The sequence below is a fragment of the Desulfosarcina widdelii genome (assembly GCF_009688965.1).
Classification (GTDB): Bacteria; Desulfobacterota; Desulfobacteria; order Desulfobacterales; family Desulfosarcinaceae; genus Desulfosarcina; species Desulfosarcina widdelii.
Window position 1 is genome coordinate 3,629,451 of the sequence record NZ_AP021875.1, and the last position, 16,858, is coordinate 3,646,308.

Annotated in this window: 15 protein-coding genes; 11 read left to right on the top strand and 4 right to left on the bottom strand. The window is 57.9% G+C overall.

What is annotated here, in order from left to right; all coding sequences use genetic code 11:
- The 11 genes from GN111_RS16760 to cobJ are packed head-to-tail and all read left to right on the top strand — an operon-like array spanning nt 1 to nt 10,552.
- Entirely contained in the window at nt 1-786 is a 786-nt protein-coding gene (locus GN111_RS16760) for an ABC transporter ATP-binding protein (protein WP_155304844.1), read from the top strand.
- A complete protein-coding gene (locus tag GN111_RS16765) occupies nt 783-1,796 on the top strand; it encodes an ABC transporter substrate-binding protein (protein WP_155304845.1) in 1,014 nt (337 codons plus the stop codon). The genes GN111_RS16760 and GN111_RS16765 overlap by 4 nt, the downstream gene beginning before the upstream one ends.
- On the top strand, nt 1,793-2,524 hold the full coding sequence (cobI, locus tag GN111_RS16770; protein ID WP_155304846.1) for a precorrin-2 C(20)-methyltransferase: 732 nt from the start codon (nt 1,793-1,795) through the stop codon (nt 2,522-2,524). The genes GN111_RS16765 and cobI overlap by 4 nt, the downstream gene beginning before the upstream one ends.
- The gene (locus GN111_RS16775; RefSeq protein ID WP_155304847.1) at nt 2,505-3,554 is read left to right on the top strand and encodes a nucleoside recognition protein; all 1,050 of its coding nucleotides are present in this window, start codon (nt 2,505-2,507) and stop codon (nt 3,552-3,554) included. The genes cobI and GN111_RS16775 overlap by 20 nt, the downstream gene beginning before the upstream one ends.
- A gap of 51 nt (nt 3,555-3,605) precedes the next feature.
- On the top strand, nt 3,606-5,009 hold the full coding sequence (locus tag GN111_RS16780; RefSeq protein ID WP_269433855.1) for a cobyrinic acid a,c-diamide synthase CobB: 1,404 nt from the start codon (nt 3,606-3,608) through the stop codon (nt 5,007-5,009).
- On the top strand, nt 4,996-5,613 hold the full coding sequence (locus tag GN111_RS16785) for a precorrin-8X methylmutase (RefSeq protein ID WP_155304849.1): 618 nt from the start codon (nt 4,996-4,998) through the stop codon (nt 5,611-5,613). The genes GN111_RS16780 and GN111_RS16785 overlap by 14 nt, the downstream gene beginning before the upstream one ends.
- Nucleotides 5,614-5,616: 3 nt before the next feature.
- Entirely contained in the window at nt 5,617-6,714 is a 1,098-nt protein-coding gene (cbiD, locus tag GN111_RS16790) for a cobalt-precorrin-5B (C(1))-methyltransferase CbiD (protein WP_155304850.1), read from the top strand.
- Nucleotides 6,711-7,958, top strand: coding sequence for a precorrin-6y C5,15-methyltransferase (decarboxylating) subunit CbiE (gene cbiE, locus GN111_RS16795; RefSeq protein ID WP_155304851.1), 1,248 nt, complete (start codon nt 6,711-6,713; stop codon nt 7,956-7,958). The genes cbiD and cbiE overlap by 4 nt, the downstream gene beginning before the upstream one ends.
- On the top strand, nt 7,955-8,731 hold the full coding sequence (cobM, locus tag GN111_RS16800; RefSeq protein WP_155304852.1) for a precorrin-4 C(11)-methyltransferase: 777 nt from the start codon (nt 7,955-7,957) through the stop codon (nt 8,729-8,731). The genes cbiE and cobM overlap by 4 nt, the downstream gene beginning before the upstream one ends.
- A complete protein-coding gene (locus GN111_RS16805) occupies nt 8,712-9,833 on the top strand; it encodes a cobalt-precorrin 5A hydrolase (protein WP_231715770.1) in 1,122 nt (373 codons plus the stop codon). Before cobM ends, GN111_RS16805 begins: the two co-directional genes overlap by 20 nt.
- Nucleotides 9,782-10,552, top strand: coding sequence for a precorrin-3B C(17)-methyltransferase (gene cobJ / locus GN111_RS16810; protein WP_231715796.1), 771 nt, complete (start codon nt 9,782-9,784; stop codon nt 10,550-10,552). The genes GN111_RS16805 and cobJ overlap by 52 nt, the downstream gene beginning before the upstream one ends.
- On the opposite strand, the gene GN111_RS33575 is transcribed toward cobJ, so the two are convergent.
- From GN111_RS33575 to GN111_RS16830, 4 genes are all read right to left on the bottom strand, one after another.
- Nucleotides 10,473-12,719 (bottom strand): multiheme c-type cytochrome, encoded by a 2,247-nt coding sequence (locus GN111_RS33575; protein WP_155304854.1) that lies wholly within the window; start codon nt 12,717-12,719, stop codon nt 10,473-10,475. The two genes, cobJ and GN111_RS33575, sit on opposite strands and share 80 nt — an antisense overlap.
- Nucleotides 12,720-12,908: 189 nt before the next feature.
- Nucleotides 12,909-13,325, bottom strand: a complete 417-nt coding sequence (gene rnk / locus GN111_RS16820) for a nucleoside diphosphate kinase regulator (protein WP_155304855.1) — start codon at nt 13,323-13,325, stop codon at nt 12,909-12,911.
- A 33-nt stretch (nt 13,326-13,358) separates the two neighbouring features.
- A complete protein-coding gene (locus GN111_RS16825; protein WP_155304856.1) occupies nt 13,359-13,601 on the bottom strand; it encodes a GreA/GreB family elongation factor in 243 nt (80 codons plus the stop codon).
- Nucleotides 13,602-13,714: 113 nt separating this feature from the next.
- Nucleotides 13,715-16,855: an NAD-glutamate dehydrogenase domain-containing protein gene (locus GN111_RS16830; RefSeq protein WP_155304857.1), complete on the bottom strand. Its 3,141-nt coding sequence runs from the start codon at nt 16,853-16,855 to the stop codon at nt 13,715-13,717.
- Nucleotides 16,856-16,858: the final 3 nt, after the last annotated feature.

The following is a 16,858-nucleotide window of genomic DNA, read 5'->3' on the forward strand; positions in this document are numbered from 1 at the left end:
ATGGCGCTATACGACCTGGACCGCATCGAATTCGCCTATGGGCCCAAAACCGTCATCGCCGATCTGTCGTTGACCATCGAAGGTGGCCATTTCTATGGCATCATCGGTCCCAACGGCAGCGGGAAATCCACGCTGATTGACCTTCTCGCCGGCCATCTGAAGGCCGACGCCGGCAGCATCCGATTCGATGGACGCCCCCTTGCCGCATACTCGCGCAAAGATCTGGCCCGCAGGATCGCACTGGTTCCGCAGGACTTTCGCATCAATTTTCCCTACACCTGCCGGGAAATCGTCATGATGGGACGCTATCCGCATATCCCGCGGTTTACCCGTCCCGGCGCTGACGATCTGGCCACCGTCGACAGCATTTTCAAGGAGGCCGACCTGCTGGGCTTCGAAAATCGTCCGATCAACCAGTTGAGCGGCGGCGAACGCCAGCGGGTCATCTTCGCCCGCAGCCTGGCGCAAACCACGGATGTACTGCTTCTGGACGAAGCCACCTCCAACCTGGACATGCGGCATACGGTGCAGCTGCTGAATCTGGCATCCCGGCGGGTAAGCGATCGCACCACGGTCATTGCCGTGCTCCAGGACGTCAACCTGGCCGCCATGTACTGCGATCGGCTGGTTTGCATGCGAAAAGGAGAAATCTTTGCCAGCGGTCCGCTGGAATCCGTGTTAAATCCGGAAACACTGAAGACCGTTTTCAAAGTCGATACCCAGGTCTTTCCCAGTGCGTTTACCGGATCCTTGCAGGTGTCTTTCAGCAAGGAGGTTCAATCATGAACGGCCGGCGGTTTCTATTTTTCCTTGTCCTGTCATTGGTGATCCTTTTGCCGACGGCTGGATTGGGCGTCACCGAACTGGTCCTTGACGGCTATACGATCACAGACGCCAACGGGCGCCGCATCACGGTCACAAAACCGTTCGAGCGCATCATCTCTCTCTACGGAGCCCACACCGAGAACCTATTCGAACTGGGTGCGGGCGGCCAGGTTGTCGGCGTGCCCCGCCATGCGGACTGGCCGGCGGCCGCCAGGAGCAAACCGGTCCACTCCTACCATGACGACGTCGAACGTTTTTTAGCGGCCCGCCCCGACTTGGTGCTCATCCGCCCCATGATCGACCGGGGCTACAGCCGGCTTGTCAGGCGACTGGAAGCCAATGGCATCGTGGTGGCCTCCCTGCAGCCCTCCTCTATTGAGCAGATGTTTGTCTACTGGCGGATTTTAGGGGTTCTGGCCGGCCGGAAGCCGGCGGCGGAGGAAATGGTAAGCCGGTTCAAAAAATCCGTCCGGCGCATTCGGATACAAACGGACCGGATCACGAACAAAAAGCGGGTCTACTTCGAAGCCATTCACGACCGCATGCGCACCTTTTCGCCTTCGGCCATGCCGATATTCGTTCTGGAAACAGCCGGTGGAATCAACGTGGCCGGCGATGCCGTGCCCCGAAGAGGCACCAATATCGCCGATTACGGCAAGGAGCGGATCCTTTCCCGCGGCAGGGAGATCGATGTCTATTTGGCCCAGTTCGGCCCCATGAACCGCCCCACCGTGGAATCGATCAAAGCCGAGCCGGGCTACGATCTGATTCGGGCGGTGCAACGAAATTCAATTTTTGTTATCGACGAAAAACTGGTATCAAGACCCACCATGCGATTGCTGGCCGGCATCTGCCGGATCGGCAAGATGCTCTACCCCGATTATTTCATCGCGGGGGAGCTTGAGGCAGCCTGCTTGCCGCTGCCGGACGGTAGGGTCGGCAACGCTTTCATGAAAGAAGAACGACCATGACGACAACAGGAACACTTTTCGGCATCGGGGTCGGTCCCGGTGATCCCGAACTGATCCCACTCAAAGCCATCCGTGTTCTGGAGAAGATGGAGGTGGTCTTTACCGCATCCTCGACCAAGAACGACTATTCCCTGGCCGTCGATATCGCACGGGCCTATATTCCGGAAAACGCGGCCATCGTGGATCTCCGGTTCCCCATGAGCAAAGACAGGTCAGTCATGGAAAAGGCCTGGGAAGAGAACGCGGGCCGTGTCGCCGCCGTGCTGGAAGCAGGCCGGAGTGCGGCATTTTTGACTGTCGGCGACCCGCTGACCTATTCCACCTATGGCTATGTCCTGCGGCATTTAAGGATCGGCTGGCCCCATCTGGCCGTTACCACCATTCCGGGTATCACGGCCTACCAGGCCGCTGCGGCCGCCACCAACCAGTCCCTGGTGGAAGGGGAAGAAGCCCTTCTGATCCTTTCCGGGGTGAACGGCGGCGAGCGATTTCAATCCCTTGCCCAGAAACCGGACAACGTCGTTTTCATGAAAGCCTATCGCAACGTAGACGGCATCTGCCGCGCCCTGGAGGAAGCCGACCGGCTGGACACCAGTGTGGCCGTGGCCAACTGTTCCCGGAAAGACGAAACGATTTATCGGGATTTGAAGACATTGCGTGAAGAACGCCCCAACTACTGGACCCTGATCATTTCCAGGCAAAAGCGGCATGCGTCGACGGAAGGATAATTCATCCCTTCGTCGGCTGGGCATTGCGCTGGTTCTCTCCATGGCCATGCTGCTGGCCGGCACGCTGTTTTTCGAGTCGGTCCAATGGGACACGGTCTTCCGGCGCATGCTGTTCCCCCTGGTCCGCCTGCTGGCGTTCATCACCCTGGGCCTGGCCGTCGGCCAGATGATCGAAGCGACCGGATGGACCGGCAAAATCGGCAAGCTCGGCGCGCCACTGTTTCGATTCGCCCGGCTGGGACCGCAATGCAGTGCCGCTTTCAGCACCGCATTCTTCTCGGGGACGGCGGCTAATGCCATGCTCTACGAATTCTGGCAGGATGGGAAGATCAGCCGCCAGCAGTTGATTCTGACCAACCTGGCGAACCAGTTGCCGGCTTTTTTTCTGCATTTGCCGACCACGGTGTTCATCGTTCTGCCGCTCACCGGCTGGGCCGGTGGGCTCTATTTTATCCTGACGTTCCTGGCGGCCCTGATCCGGTTGGCAGCGGTTTTGTTGTGGGGCCGATTTCGGCAGATCTTCGATAGCCAGGCCTGGAGCCAGGAGAACTCTGCCCCGCTGTCCAAGGATAAACGCCGGGGAATCTTGAAGGCCATCGGCGAAAAACTGCCGGGACGTCTGACCACGGTAGCCACGTATGTCGTGCCCATTTACATTGCAGTGTTCCTGCTCAACAGCGCCGGGGTGTTCGACTGGACACGCCAGTGGCTGGCCCATTGGGTTTCCGACCGTTTCGTCCCCGTGGAGGCCCTTTCGCTGGTGGTGCTGAGTTTTGCGGCCGAGTTCACCTCCGGTTTCGCCGCGGCCGGCGCCATGCTGCAAGAAGGCGTCATCACGTCCAAACAGGCGGTCATGGCACTGCTGGTCGGCAACGTGGTGGCCTTTCCCATTCGAGCCCTGCGTCACCAGTTGCCGCGTCTCATGGGGATTTTCGCTCCCAGGCTGGGGTTGCAGATTTTGCTGCTGGGCCAGGGTTTCAGAATTGTCAGTCTGATCCTGGTCGGTGGAGCGTATTATTTTTTGTTCTGAACGTTCATCCAAAGACGGGAGGCCGTCATTCAACCACCCAAAGGACTTGTAATCGCCGCGACCCACAGCGGCGCGGGGAAAACCACCCTGACCCTGGGCCTCATGGCCGCCCTGCGCCGCCGGGGACTGGCCGTCGCGCCGTTCAAGGTGGGCCCCGACTTTATCGATCCGGGGCATCACACGGTCGTGGCCGGCCGCGAGAGCCGCAATCTGGACGGCTGGATGCTGGACCGCGCCGCCAACCAGGCAATTTTTCAGCGCCACACCCAAGGGTGCGATGTCGCCGTTGTGGAGGGCGTCATGGGACTGTTCGACGGCTTCAGCGGCACCGACGAGGCGGGATCGACCGCGCAGATGGCCAAATGGCTGGACCTGCCGGTGCTCCTGGTGGTCAACGCCGCCAGCATGGCCCGCAGTGCGGCGGCCCTGGTGCAGGGATTCGAACGGTTCGATCCCGGCCTCCGGTTCGCCGGCCTGGTGTTCAACAATCTCGGAAGCGACACGCATCTGCGCTATCTGAAAGATGCGGTGGACGCCTGCGTGAAGATGCCGCTGATGGGCGGCCTGCTGCGCAACGATCAACTCGAGATGCCGGAGCGGCACCTGGGGCTGACCACGGCGGACGACCGTCCGCTGACGGAAAAGCAGCTGGATCGGCTTGCCGATCACATCGAAGCCGGCCTGGAGCTGGATCGCCTTTTGGAGACGCTGCCGGAGATTCGGGCAGCCGGGGAACGACCGCTGCCTGCAGATCGATTATCTGTAGACCGGGCGGCGCCGGTCCGGGCCAGGCTGGGCATTGCCCGGGACCGGGCATTTTGCTTCTACTATACGGACAACCTCGATCTGCTGGCCGCGGCCGGCCTGGAACTGGTCCCGTTTTCCCCATTGGAGGACCGGCATCTTCCCGAGGATCTGGATGGAATTTACATCGGCGGCGGGTATCCGGAACTGCACGCCGAACGGCTGTCGCAAAATCAGGGCATGCGTGAGGCCATTTATCGATCCAGCCGGAAGGGCATGCCCATTTATGCCGAGTGCGGTGGCTTTATGTATTTGTGCCGGGACCTGCGGGACACGGAAAACCGGGTGCATCCCATGTGCAACTGCTTTGCCTTTCGATCCCGCATGCATACCAGGCTTCGCACCCTGGGATACCGCGAGGTCTGCTTCGAGCGCGACAGTATTTTGGGCAAAACCGGCCAGGTGGTGCGCGGCCATGAATTTCACTACTCGGATCTGGACGACGCCGATTCGGACCGGGAAACGATCTCGGTCTATTCGGCCGCTTCTCGCCGCAACGATGGACGCAAATCGAAAGGATACCTTGTCAACCGGACCCTGGGAAGCTATATCCACCTGCATTTCCAAAGTCTGCCGGCGTGCGCCCGATCGTTTGCCGACGCCTGCCGAAAATACCGAAAGTCGAGGAGAGCCGCGGATGAAGCCCCATGAGATCGAACAAAAGAGTTTTGCCATTATCGATGAAGAGGCCGGCGATCACGGATACCCGGCGGATCATTGGCCCATCGTGCGCCGCATGATTCATACAACGGCGGATTTCGAGTACATCCAAGACACCCGCATTCACCCGGAGGCAGTAACGGCGGGCATCGGCGCCATCCGCAGCGGAAGCGCGATTTTCACCGACACCAACATGGCCCGCGTCGGTATCCGGCAGAACCAGCTCGAACCGTTCGGGGGGCAGGTTCATTGCCTCATGGCGGACGAACGGATCGCCCGGCTGGCCGCCGACAAAGGAATCACCCGGGCAAAGGCGGCCGTGGATGCCGTGGCCGACCAGCTGGACAACGGCATCTACGTCGTGGGCAATGCTCCCACGGCGCTGTTGCGGCTGATCGAACTGATCCGGCAGGGCAGGACCCGCCCGGCGCTGGTGGTCGGCCTGCCCGTCGGGTTTGTCAATGCGGCGGAATCCAAGGCTGAATTGCTGCACCTGGACACGCCCTATATCACCAACGTCGGCCGCAAAGGCGGTTCCAACGTGGCCGCCGCCGTGGTCAATGCCCTGATCGTCCAGGCCCGGTCAGACGGTTGATGCATGGGGCGCAAGCGGCAAAAACATCTGCGCAGCGGTTTTACCACCGGCACCGCGGCCGCGGCGGCCACCAAGGCGGCCCTGCTTTTTCTCTTGGACGGCCAGGCGCCGTCATCGGTCCGGGTGGCGCTGCTCAACGGCGATGCCCTGGACATCGCGGTCCATGCCTGCGAGCGGATCGACGAGGAATCGGTGGTCTGCTCGGTCATCAAGGATGCCGGTGACGATCCGGACATCACCCACGGGGCTGAAATCGCCGCCCGGGTGAGCTGGCGGGCAACAACAGCCGATCCATCGGTCGTCATTTCGGGCGGCAACGGGGTGGGCAAGGTCACCAAACCGGGGCTGGAGGTGCCGCCCGGGCAGCCGGCCATCAATCCGGGCCCGCGAAAAATGATCCGACAATCGGCGCTGGAAGCCATGCAGTCGCATCGACGGCCGGGGTTCGTGGAGACGGTCATCGAGATTCCCGAGGGCGAAGAACTGGCACGCAACACGCTCAACGCCAGGCTGGGAATCATTGGCGGTATTTCGATCCTGGGCACCACCGGCATCGTCCGTCCCATGTCCCACGACGCCTATGTGGCCACCATCCGCTCGGCGCTGTCGGTGGCGCGGGCATCCGGCCTGAACCAGGTTGTATTTACTACCGGGCGCAGGACCGAACGCTTCGCCCAGAATCTATGGCCCCGGTTTCCGGAGGAGAGTTTCGTGCAGATCGGCGATTTTTTTGCGCGCTCCATGGCCATGGCCGTCGAGCACGGCTTCGAAACGGTGAACCTTGCGATCATGTTCGGAAAGGCGGTCAAAATGGCCCAGAAAATCCCCCACACCCACGCGAGTTCGGCGCGCATGACCCTGGAGGCATTGGCGCGCTGGGCGAAAGAACGCACCGGCGACAGCGGTCTTGCCGGACGGATTGCCGAAGCCAATACCGCCCGGCATGCATTCGAGTATATCAAAGACGACCATCCCGGCGTCATCGAGAAGGTCGGTCGGGAAGTGGTTCGGGCGGCCGACCATTTTGCCGGCGGAAAAATCCGGGTGGGCGCGGTCATCTTCGATTTCGACGGCGGGCTCAAATTCAAGGCGGTCCGATGAAAAAGGTAACGATTGTCGGCATGGGACTTTCGGCGCGGGATGTGACCGCGGAGCAATTGGATGTCATCCGGTCCGCAGATATTCTCATGGGAGGAAAGCGCCACCTGGATCAGTTCGGCGATCTTCCCATGAGAAAAAAGACCATCACCTCCCGAATCGACGAAGCCATGGCGTTCATCATCGAGCAGAGAAAATCCGCCAGCATCGTGGTTCTGGCGTCGGGCGATCCTCTGTTTTATGGAATCGGTGCCCGCATCGCCCGGGAGCTGGGTCCCGACCAGGTGGTCATCTTCCCCAACATCACCTCCATTGCCGCCGCCTTTGCCCGCATTGGCCGACCCTGGAGCGATGCGGCGGTGGTCAGTCTGCACGGCAGGAACCACAAGCACCGACTGATAGAGGAAGTAAAGCGCAACAAATCGGTGGCGGTTCTCACGGACGCCCGACATTCACCCCGATGGCTGGCGCAATGGCTCATGGGCAAGGGCGTGAAGCATACAGCCATGACCGTTTTCGAGAAAATGGGATCGGCCGAGGAAGCCCTTCACCGTTGCAGCCTGCAGCAGGCCGCGCAAATGGACTTCGTCCAGCCCAACGTGGTGATTCTCGAACTCGAACCGGGAAACGCCTCGTGCGGCGACCTGACCCTGGGGATGGCCGATGACGCCTTTTCGCACGAAAACGGCCTGATCACCAAAATGGAGGTGCGGGCCGTGACCCTGGCCAAGCTACGGCTGAAGCCCGGCCTGACCCTCTGGGACCTGGGCGCCGGAAGCGGTTCCGTGGGTATCGAGGCATCGACGCTGATCGGTCCGGGCCGGATCATCGCCGTTGAAAAGCGGGCCGCGCGGCTGGCACAGATCCGCGAAAATGCCGAGCGCTACGGCGTCTATAATCTCGATGCCGTTCAGTGCACCCTGCCCGAAGGGCTTGCGGATTTGCCAGCACCGGATCGGATCTTCATCGGCGGCGGTGGCCGGGAACTGGCGGCCATCATCGCGGTCAGTGCCCAACTTCTCCGGCCCGAGGGCGTGGTGGTGGTCAACACCGTGCTGGCGGACAACCTGTGCCGGGCGCTGGATGCCCTTAAAGCTGCCGACATGTCGACGGAAGTGGTTCAACTGCAGGTCAGCCGGAGCAAGGCCATGCCGTGGAGCCGGCGGTTCGAGGCCCTAAACCCGGTCTGGATCATTTCCGGTACCCGGTTTTCATCAAAAGAAGAAAGCGAAAAAGCAGAACCATGAGCACCACCCGACACCCCATAATCTTCTGCGGCGCCGGCCCCGGCGACCCCGATCTGATTACCGTCAAAGGCATGCGGGCCCTGCAGTCGGCGGACCTGGTTCTCTATGCCGGCTCGCTCGTTCCAGAAGCGGTTCTTACCTGGGCGCCCGAAACGGCGCGGCGGATCAGTAGCGCCGGCATGAACCTCGATCAAATCGTGGCCGCGATGGCCGACGCCTTTCTCGACGGCCAACAGGTGGTCCGGCTGCACACGGGCGATCCCAGTTTATATGGGGCCATTCGGGAACAGATGGTCATGCTGGAAAAGAAAAAAATCCCCTATCGGGTGATTCCCGGTGTGACCGCCGCCTTTGCCGCGGCGGCAGCCCTGGGGATCGAATACACGGTTCCCGAAAAAACCCAGACGCTGATTTTAACCCGTATGGCCGGGCGTACACCGGTTCCAGAGTCCGAGAACCTGGCCTCCCTGGCCCGGCACGGGGCCTCTCTGGTGATCTACCTGAGCACGGGTCTGATCGAATCGGTTTCCGGTATTCTATCCGACGCTTACGATCCCGAGGCACCCTGCGCTTTGGCCTACCGCGTCAGCCATCCCGAGGAGAAGATCGTCCGGACGCAGGTGGGAAAGCTGGCCACGGAGGCACGGGACGCCGGGATCAACCGACTGGCCGTGATTATGGTTGGCCCGGCCCTGGCGCAGCCCTCGGCGGAAGAGACGCTGCGCTCCAAACTTTACGATGAGAAGTTTGCCCATGGCTACCGACCCCATTGAGAAAATCGCGGTGTGGACATTGACCGCCCAGGGGTTGGCGCTTGCCCGCAGAATCCAGCAGCACCGGGCGGTCGAAGTGTTTGCTTCCCAGCGGCTGACCGACGAATCGACTGCCGGAGACCTTTCGCCTTTCGAACGGCTGGCGGACGCGCTGGCCCAGCAGTTCAACCGCTATACGGGGCACATCTTTATCATGGCCACGGGAATTGTCGTTCGCTGCATTGTGCCGTTGCTGCGGCATAAGACGTTCGACCCGGCCGTGGCGGTGATGGACGACCGCGGGCGGTTTGTCGTCAGCCTGGTTTCCGGGCACCTGGGCGGCGCCAATCGACTCACCCGGCAGGTGGCCGAACTTCTCGAGGCCACACCGGTGATCACCACGGCCACCGATGTCAACGAAAAGCCGGCCATCGACATCCTGGCGCAGGAACAGGGCCTTGCCATCGAGAACCCGGAGGCAATTAAAACCGTGAATATGGCCATTCTGGACGGCACGCCCATCGGGGTCTACGATCCGGGCGATTGGCTGCATCGCCGGTTGCCCGAGGCTTTTTCTTTATCCCAAGACCAACTGAACGAACGTCTGCCCCCATCAGTTTCGGCCTGCGTCTGGATTGACGACACCATCGGAGATATCCCTTCCGATTTTCTCGTCCTGCGGCCGCCTTCCCTCGTGGCCGGTATCGGATGCAATCGTCACACACCGGCCCAAGAGATCGGCGAGTTTCTTCTCAACGTGATGGAAGACTTTGGTCTGGCTCTGAAAAGTCTGACAGCCATCGCTTCCATCGATCTCAAATCCGACGAAATCGGTTTGTGTGAAATTGCGGAGAAAATGAATCTTCCGCTGCAATTTTTTTCGAAAGACGAACTGGCCCGGGTCGAAAGCGTGCCCACGCCTTCGTCCCTGGTGGCCAAACACATAGGAGTACCCAGCGTATGCGAAGCAGCAGCCATTCTGGCCAGCCGGAACGGTCAACTGATCGTTCCCAAGCACAACACCCGCAACGTGACCGTGGCCATTGCCCGAATGGCCTGTACATCGTCGGCATCGGCCCCGGCGACGCAGCCCATCTATCCCAACGCGCCCGAGAAGTCCTGACGGGAGCCGATGTCATTGCCGGCTACGGCACCTATATCGACCTGATCCGTCCGCTGGTAGCAAACAAGGCGATCATCAGCACCGGCATGACCAGGGAAGTGGAGCGGGTGGCGGCGGCCATCGACGCGGCCTGCCTCGGAAAGTCCGTTGCCCTGGTATCCAGCGGCGACCCCGGAATTTATGCCATGGCGGGACTGGCCCTGGAGATGTGCGAGGCCCGCCGGGTGGCGGCGGTGCCGTCCTGGACGGCAGCAAACGGGGATAGCGATGAAACGGGCAGCCTTCGTGTGGAGGTGGTCCCTGGGATTCCGGCACTGTGTGCCGGAGCCGCGCTGCTGGGGGCGCCGCTGATGCACGATTTTTGCGCCATCAGCCTCAGCGATCTGCTCACCCCGTGGGAGGTGATCGAAACGCGCCTCGATGCCGCGGCCCGCGCCGATTTCGTGATGGTGCTTTACAACCCCAAGAGCAAGAAACGGCACTGGCAGCTGGAAAAGGCCCGGCAGATCATGATGAACCACAAGCCCGCCCAAACCCCTGTCGGCGTGGTGACCGGTGCCATGCGCTCGGATCAGCGCATCCAAGTGACGACATTGGAAGAGTTGCACACAGCGATGGTGAACATGCAGAGCACCGTGTTCATCGGGAACCACTCGACCCGGCGCTACGGGGATTTTCTATTGACCCTGCGGGGGTATGGGGAGAAGTATCGGTTGTAGATTCCATGCGTCCCGGGAAGAAGTCGAACGGCTCGGCTTTCCCCTCTTCATCACGCTTTTCCACAAGTTCCATAAAATGGACATAACGGTGTTTGAGTTCGTAAAAGCCGTGCCACCAGGCGTAATCCGGCGCCATCATGGCCGTTCCCATGCGGGCGCGGCGGCCTTCATGGTGCCAGAGTTCGTAGAACTGCCATTCGATTTCCTCATCGAAATAATTCTTTTTCGACAGCAAACCAGCCTCGTATAAACCATCCAGCTTTTCCCTGGCAGGGTCGTAATAAATACTGTTGTAGGCTTCCACCACCGCATCCAGATTACGGAAATGGTCATCGGTCCAGGTTGTCGAGTGGCACTGCAGGCAGACCGCCCGCATCTTGCTCCTTTCCACCTTCCAGTCGGAAGCGGCAGGAAACGGTTTGAATTCGTTCGGGCGCACGGTGCGCGGCGCCTGGGTCTCCCAGGACAGCCGTTCCGTCGTGTCGTGGGTGTAGGGAACCCCGGCGGCAGCAGACATGTGGCAGGCGGCGCAGGTCGGTACGCGGTAGTCTCTTCCCGCCTTCCATTGACGGTCGTCAGGATACCACTGCCAGTCATCGCCCTCGGCATGATAAATGGTGCCGTGTTTGGACTCGTTATAAATCTCGATCTGGGGATGATCCGGTCCCAGGTGGCACTGGTCGCAGGCTTCCGGCTTGCGGGCCTCGACCAGCGAAAACCGGTGGCGGGTGTGGCAGCTGCTGCAACTGCCCAGGCTTCCGTCCGGATTGATCCTTCCGACACCGACATTGGGCCAGGTGCCGGCCGCCGGTCGTCCGTCTTCGACCTCGACGATGGTTCCGTGACAGGCATAGCAGCCGGTTGTCCGTTCGATGCTGTTGTTCATGCCGTCGTTGAGCCAGTGGTCGACCTTCCACATGATCTCGTGGGTGTTGGCGTGTTTGCTGCGGGCGTATTCTTCGACCTGCTGGGGATGGCAGCCGGCGCAGTGGGTTGGCGATACCACCGTGGCAACCGGTATTTTGGTGTGGTCCAGATGGGATTTCAATGTCTCGGTCGTGTTGCGGGCACGGTGACATTTCGCGCAGTCCACACCGACCTTGGCATGCACACTGCCGCTCCAGTCGGCGTGGATTCCCGGTGTCTTGGTGCGATGGCAGTCCACGCAGGTCTGTCCGGCGATGGCCTCACTGCGCATTTCCGGGAGCAGCCGCAATGGAAAGTCCCATCGCCAGACGCTGATGCAGACCAAAATGAGAAAAATGAGCACCAGGTTGGTGTAGGCCATCACCACGAACACTTTCTGCACGGAAGGCGGTTTCTTTGCGGCTCCGGTTCCGCCAGCCGCCGGACCGATGCACGTGATTCGCTCAAACACTTCTGTACCGTGGGGTGCGCCGGACAGCGCTTCGGTGAGGTCCGTGCCGGCTGAATGCTTTCCGAAATGCCGACCGCCTTTCCATTTGGGGTTGCCGGTGACATCGTAAATGTTGTCTTCATGAATAAAATACGCCGGTTTATCATTCGCTCCATCGAATTGACCGATCGTGTCGGCGCCAATTGCATCCGGTTGTGTAGAGGGCGGACGTTGTGATCCGGCTTTCATCTTTCGGTGGACGACGGTCACAGCCGTTAAACCGATGAGCACCATCAACGCAAAAAGAAGGATCTTGATAAACAGCATCAATCCGAAGGTGTTGTTGAAAAACTGCTCCCATCGGTCGATTCGGACCCAGGTGAGGTAAATGCCCGTTATGGTGAGGACCGCCATGCAGGACAGCCCGAGAAGGCGTTCGGCTTTGGGTATCCCTCCGGTAAGCTGGCTGGGTTTGACAAAGAGGTGAATGTAGAAGATGGCGCCGAAAAAGACGATGCCCGCCAGCAGGTGAAGGTATCCGATTACGAAACGCAGGGTTTTGTGCATCGGGGTCTGAAGGGATTGGGCCTTTTCGAGAACCCGTTCCGAGACGGGATAGCGGTACCCATTGCGAATGTAGGCAAACCCGACGGTTTTGATCTGGCCGCCGTTGCTTTCCAAATGGCAGAAGATGCATCCCTTGCCGGTCCGACGCGCATACGTTTCGGTTGCATTGACTTCGTGGACCAGCAGGAAAGGAAATAACAAGGTCAGAAAAATGATTCCGACGGCCTTGGAATGTTGCGTCATATCTCCTCCCTCCCACAGACGGACGGATACGATGCGAAACTTCGACGAGGTCCGAATTTCGGATTCAATTTTACATTGCAGGTGCAACCTTTAACATTTTTTTACAGACGGATTATTTTGCATTTTCTATAAGCCTATCAGTGTTAACCGCATACCGAAAGCTTTTTTCCAAATGACCGCGTTGAAAAGCTATAAATGAAAATCTCCGGCCGCTTCAGGCTGGTACAGCAGTTTTTGAATCTTAAACCGCCGGAATCTGGCCGGAACACGCCATTCGATGACATCTCCTTCCGAGCGTCCGAGAATGGCTGTTCCGACTGGTGATAAAACTGACAGCTTGCCGGCACCAATGTCAGCATCTTTAGGAAAGGTCAGCGTGAAAATCATCGATTTGTTTTCGTCAACGTCAATCAGTTCCACGCGGGAGTTCATGGTGACGACATTTGGGGGGACGCTCTTGGAATCAACCAGCTTGCCTTCCTGGAGTTCTGCTTCAAGTTCTTCCAGATCGCCTTGATCACGACAATTGAATTCTCTGGCTGCAGCAAGCAGGTCGTCAAGCCGTTCGAGATCGAATTTTGTGATATATATGGTGCGGTCTTGCATAATTTTCACCTGTCTTTCATTCGATTAACCATTTCAGGACGATTGGGAAACAGATCGCACCTCAAATCTCCTGATTCGGGAAGGTGCCTGCCAAGCAACCACAGTTCCTGTACTTTTACCGATTAAAGCAGCACCTAAAGATGTTGAAATTGATATTTTCCCGGTTTTTGCATCATGCCGATCAGGCTCAACGAGAAAAAAAGCAAACAACTCGCCACTATCAATGTCCTGAATGACTATACGATTGTTCAGTGTTACCAGACTGTGCAATGCCATCGGCCTCTCTCTTTATGAATCTGTGGTCATCGCCCCTCCGGGTAATGAAAGCCTTCAGCAGGGAAATGGTTTACGGGAGCGTCAAAGCAGGCTTTCAATTGGAAAAGATCCCGTCAGAAAACGCGGTGGAGAGACCCCATCATATCCTTTTGGAAGCAACGGAGGTAATCTTCCCATTCAATACCAAATTTGTAAAAGGCCATCGAAGCCAGTTTCTTGCTTATTACGGCGTTCCGGTAGGCTCCCAATTCGCTGTCGCTTAAAAGCATTTCGATGGTCTTACGGCCCAATTTTTCAATTAGAATGGAGGGGATGTAATGAAGCAACGTTTCCCAGACCAAATCCTGGTCTTTGAGAATGCAGTCTAAATTGGCCTGGATTTCATTCTGAAGGGCGAAAATCCTTTCGCTCGTCTTTTCGGAAAGCGCGAATAGGGGGGTTACAGGATTCTGTTCATGAATCTGGATCAGCATACTGGTTTCCAACCGGGAATATTTCGCTACCAGATCCATAATATCTCCAATCAGACGCCAACGGATTTCATCGTTATCGAGAAGTTTTTCTTCATACTGGTCCCCGAGTAAAAACGCCGCGAGAACTTCGGCGATCGAGCTTGAAAAGACGCCGCCCTTGTTGGCTGTACTGTCCTTTATGTGCTTGACGGCGGAGTGGGCCGCGATATGACGCCGCGCCGCATCGTCGAAAAAGACATTGGCGCCTTCTACGATAAAGGCCAGTTCCCGGAAGTTTTCCAGAAAGTCTGTGACGTTGCCGTGATTGACCGTGTCCTTGAAACCGCCGCAGGGAATGAAGGCACGGATATCGGCTTTTTCGATATGCCTGCGGCTCTCCGAATTCGTGAGGAAAGTTCGATGGAATAAAGCACCGTCTTCGACCAAAGTGCCATCCGGAAGGGTGAACCGCTTCGCGGTCATCGGTATCATGAAGCCCCTGGGGCCTATCTTTTCGCGAGGGAAAGACAAAGAATTGGCTCTGGGGCGGCTGTGTCGCTTGAATGCGATTTTTAACAACTCGTCGCGGTTCAACCCATCCGGATCATAAAGGACCGAGCCCCCATCGACGATCAGGCAAATTTTTCCCTTGTAGCACTGAATCTGATTGGCTCCCAAATCGCCATCCGGGCCGCCGGTCATCATTAGATTCAAGTCCTCTTCCCGTTGGCCATAATGTTCGATCAGGGTGCGAAAAGAAGTGATCACGGAAGTGGTGGTCATTCCGCTGGTATCGATTCTGCCGCCGATCTGTTTGCGGATGGCTTCCATATCCTCGGTGGCCAGATCGGATTGCCCCTCGATCTTCAGCCCAGTGCCTTTATCTCCGCAGTCGAAGAGGCCAAAAAGCGAACCGTCTTCAAGACGCCCGTAGGTGTCGTGAGGGATGCCAAAGCTCTTGCCGGTTGTAATCGTGCGCCAGTGTTTATATCCTCTTTCGCGGGCGCGGCAGGAAACCGCATCCATAAAGGAGGCGGTTCCTTCATCGGGGCCGAAGAAAAGCATCTCGGGTTTTCCGCAGTAATCGACGATCATGTCCGTTTCAAGCATCAGATCCATGATCCCCTCGGAGAAATCGAAAAGGGCCTCCAAACCATAGCCTTTGGCGTATAACGGGTGAGGAATAACGACCCCTTTGGCGCCGCTTTCACAGATATCCTTGTGTTTGAGGCGCTGCGCCTTGGGGCCAAGTGCGAAGTTGAGAAGCACCGCATTGTCCAACTCAGCGGTATGGTTTTCATGGGTGGTCCGGATCATGCGCACCCCTCCCCTGGAAATGTCTTCCGCTCTGAGGTGGGTGCCGCGGGCATAATGGCCGTTGACAAAAAAAACACCGTAAACGAACTGATCGAAAACCAGTGGATCCAGGATCCGGTTGTCCAACCGGAAAGAAAAACTGCGCTTTTGCGGCTTGTAGAAGTTGGTTTTAAGCGTACCGGAGACAAACTTGAACATGAAGAGAAAAATGTCATAGCCCAAACGGAAGTCGATAAATCGGCTGGCAATGGTTTTTCTGAACGCCTGAAATTCTTTTTCGATCAGCTGTTCGGTCATTCGATTCATGAGTGAGGGATCGAACCGGTCTGCAAACATTTCGTAAAGTTCTTTGATTAGGTCCGGATTGGCCTTTACCGTTTCGATGATGATTTTTAAGCCGTAGGTGGATTTGTTCGATTTGTGGATCCTCGAAGCGAAGGCTTCCCGGTAATCCTGGCTGTCGAGACGTTGGAGGATTTCTCGATCCGTCCCGTTTTCGCGCTCCTGAAAAATGAACATGTGCGTGAAATCAACCGCATTGACGGCAAACAGCATTTCGTTGAAGGATAAATACCTTCTGGCGTAGAGTTCGGTGATCCCATTGACGCTCAGCGACAAAAATGCGTAAAGATCCGTGAGCAGAGCGGCTTCTTTTTTTTGGGACAGTTCTCCAAGAAGATAGATCGAGCAGATCGACGATGGAATGCGGGCCTTGCCCAGGTATGGCTCCCAATAGGCCCGGTTCAGTTCGAAGCCGTGATCCCGGCAGATGTTACGCAAAACGGCAATTTGAGGATCTTTGAAATCCGAATTGAACATCAACCGCGTCTCGCCTGTTTCTGGGAGGTTGAACACTTCGATGAGCGGGAGGGCGGAACGTTCCATTTCCCCCAGAAACCTTTTGTAGCGCATTCGTGTCGGTTCCGGCGTAGCGTGGTAATCCCCTGCCAGGTCAAAGAGAAAGCGGGACTTTTTGAAATCATTCCGGTCAAAGTCGTTCACGGTTTCCGGACGGGCGATGTACGTATAGTATTGGCTTCCGGGATTGTAGTAATATTCCCGGCGATGTCCGGATATGGATTCGTTCAGCATGGCTTCCATGCTGTCCCGGGTCTCCTGCGTGGCGATCCTGACTTTCTGCAGGGCATTTTCATGCTCCAGGGAAAAGTCGATGTTGGCGACCCGGCCCGTCAGAAAAACACGGTCCTTTTTAACGGCCATGGTGGTAGCGATCGACGCCAGCATCCCTTTCAGGGACGCCTGCCGGAGGTTCTCGAAAAAATAATTCGGCAACCCCAAATCCTTCAGCAGGATGCCGGCGGCCATATTGATGGCGCTGGAGGTAATCAGTCCCTCGGAGGCCAGATCGATCACCGCTTCGTAAAGGCTGCGAATGTCCAGGTTTACCTGTTCGACCATTTCGATAATTTGCCCCCCCCGGGTCACGCATAGGGCGCTATGGGTATTGTCGTTTTGGGTTGTCATATC

What these genes read in the sequence shown, in the direction of transcription:
- rnk (WP_155304855.1), bottom strand. Translation starts at nt 13,325, where the DNA reads ATGCAAGACCGCACCATATATATCACAAAATTCGATCTCGAACGGCTT.
- GN111_RS16760 (WP_155304844.1), top strand. Translation starts at nt 1, where the DNA reads ATGGCGCTATACGACCTGGACCGCATCGAATTCGCCTATGGGCCCAAA.
- cbiE (WP_155304851.1), top strand. Translation starts at nt 6,711, where the DNA reads ATGAAAAAGGTAACGATTGTCGGCATGGGACTTTCGGCGCGGGATGTG.
- cobM (WP_155304852.1), top strand. Translation starts at nt 7,955, where the DNA reads ATGAGCACCACCCGACACCCCATAATCTTCTGCGGCGCCGGCCCCGGC.
- GN111_RS16830 (WP_155304857.1), bottom strand. Translation starts at nt 16,855, where the DNA reads ATGACAACCCAAAACGACAATACCCATAGCGCCCTATGCGTGACCCGG.
- GN111_RS33575 (WP_155304854.1), bottom strand. Translation starts at nt 12,719, where the DNA reads ATGACGCAACATTCCAAGGCCGTCGGAATCATTTTTCTGACCTTGTTA.
- GN111_RS16805 (WP_231715770.1), top strand. Translation starts at nt 8,712, where the DNA reads ATGGCTACCGACCCCATTGAGAAAATCGCGGTGTGGACATTGACCGCC.
- GN111_RS16775 (WP_155304847.1), top strand. Translation starts at nt 2,505, where the DNA reads ATGCGTCGACGGAAGGATAATTCATCCCTTCGTCGGCTGGGCATTGCG.
- cobI (WP_155304846.1), top strand. Translation starts at nt 1,793, where the DNA reads ATGACGACAACAGGAACACTTTTCGGCATCGGGGTCGGTCCCGGTGAT.
- GN111_RS16765 (WP_155304845.1), top strand. Translation starts at nt 783, where the DNA reads ATGAACGGCCGGCGGTTTCTATTTTTCCTTGTCCTGTCATTGGTGATC.
- GN111_RS16785 (WP_155304849.1), top strand. Translation starts at nt 4,996, where the DNA reads ATGAAGCCCCATGAGATCGAACAAAAGAGTTTTGCCATTATCGATGAA.
- cbiD (WP_155304850.1), top strand. Translation starts at nt 5,617, where the DNA reads ATGGGGCGCAAGCGGCAAAAACATCTGCGCAGCGGTTTTACCACCGGC.
- GN111_RS16825 (WP_155304856.1), bottom strand. Translation starts at nt 13,601, where the DNA reads ATGGCATTGCACAGTCTGGTAACACTGAACAATCGTATAGTCATTCAG.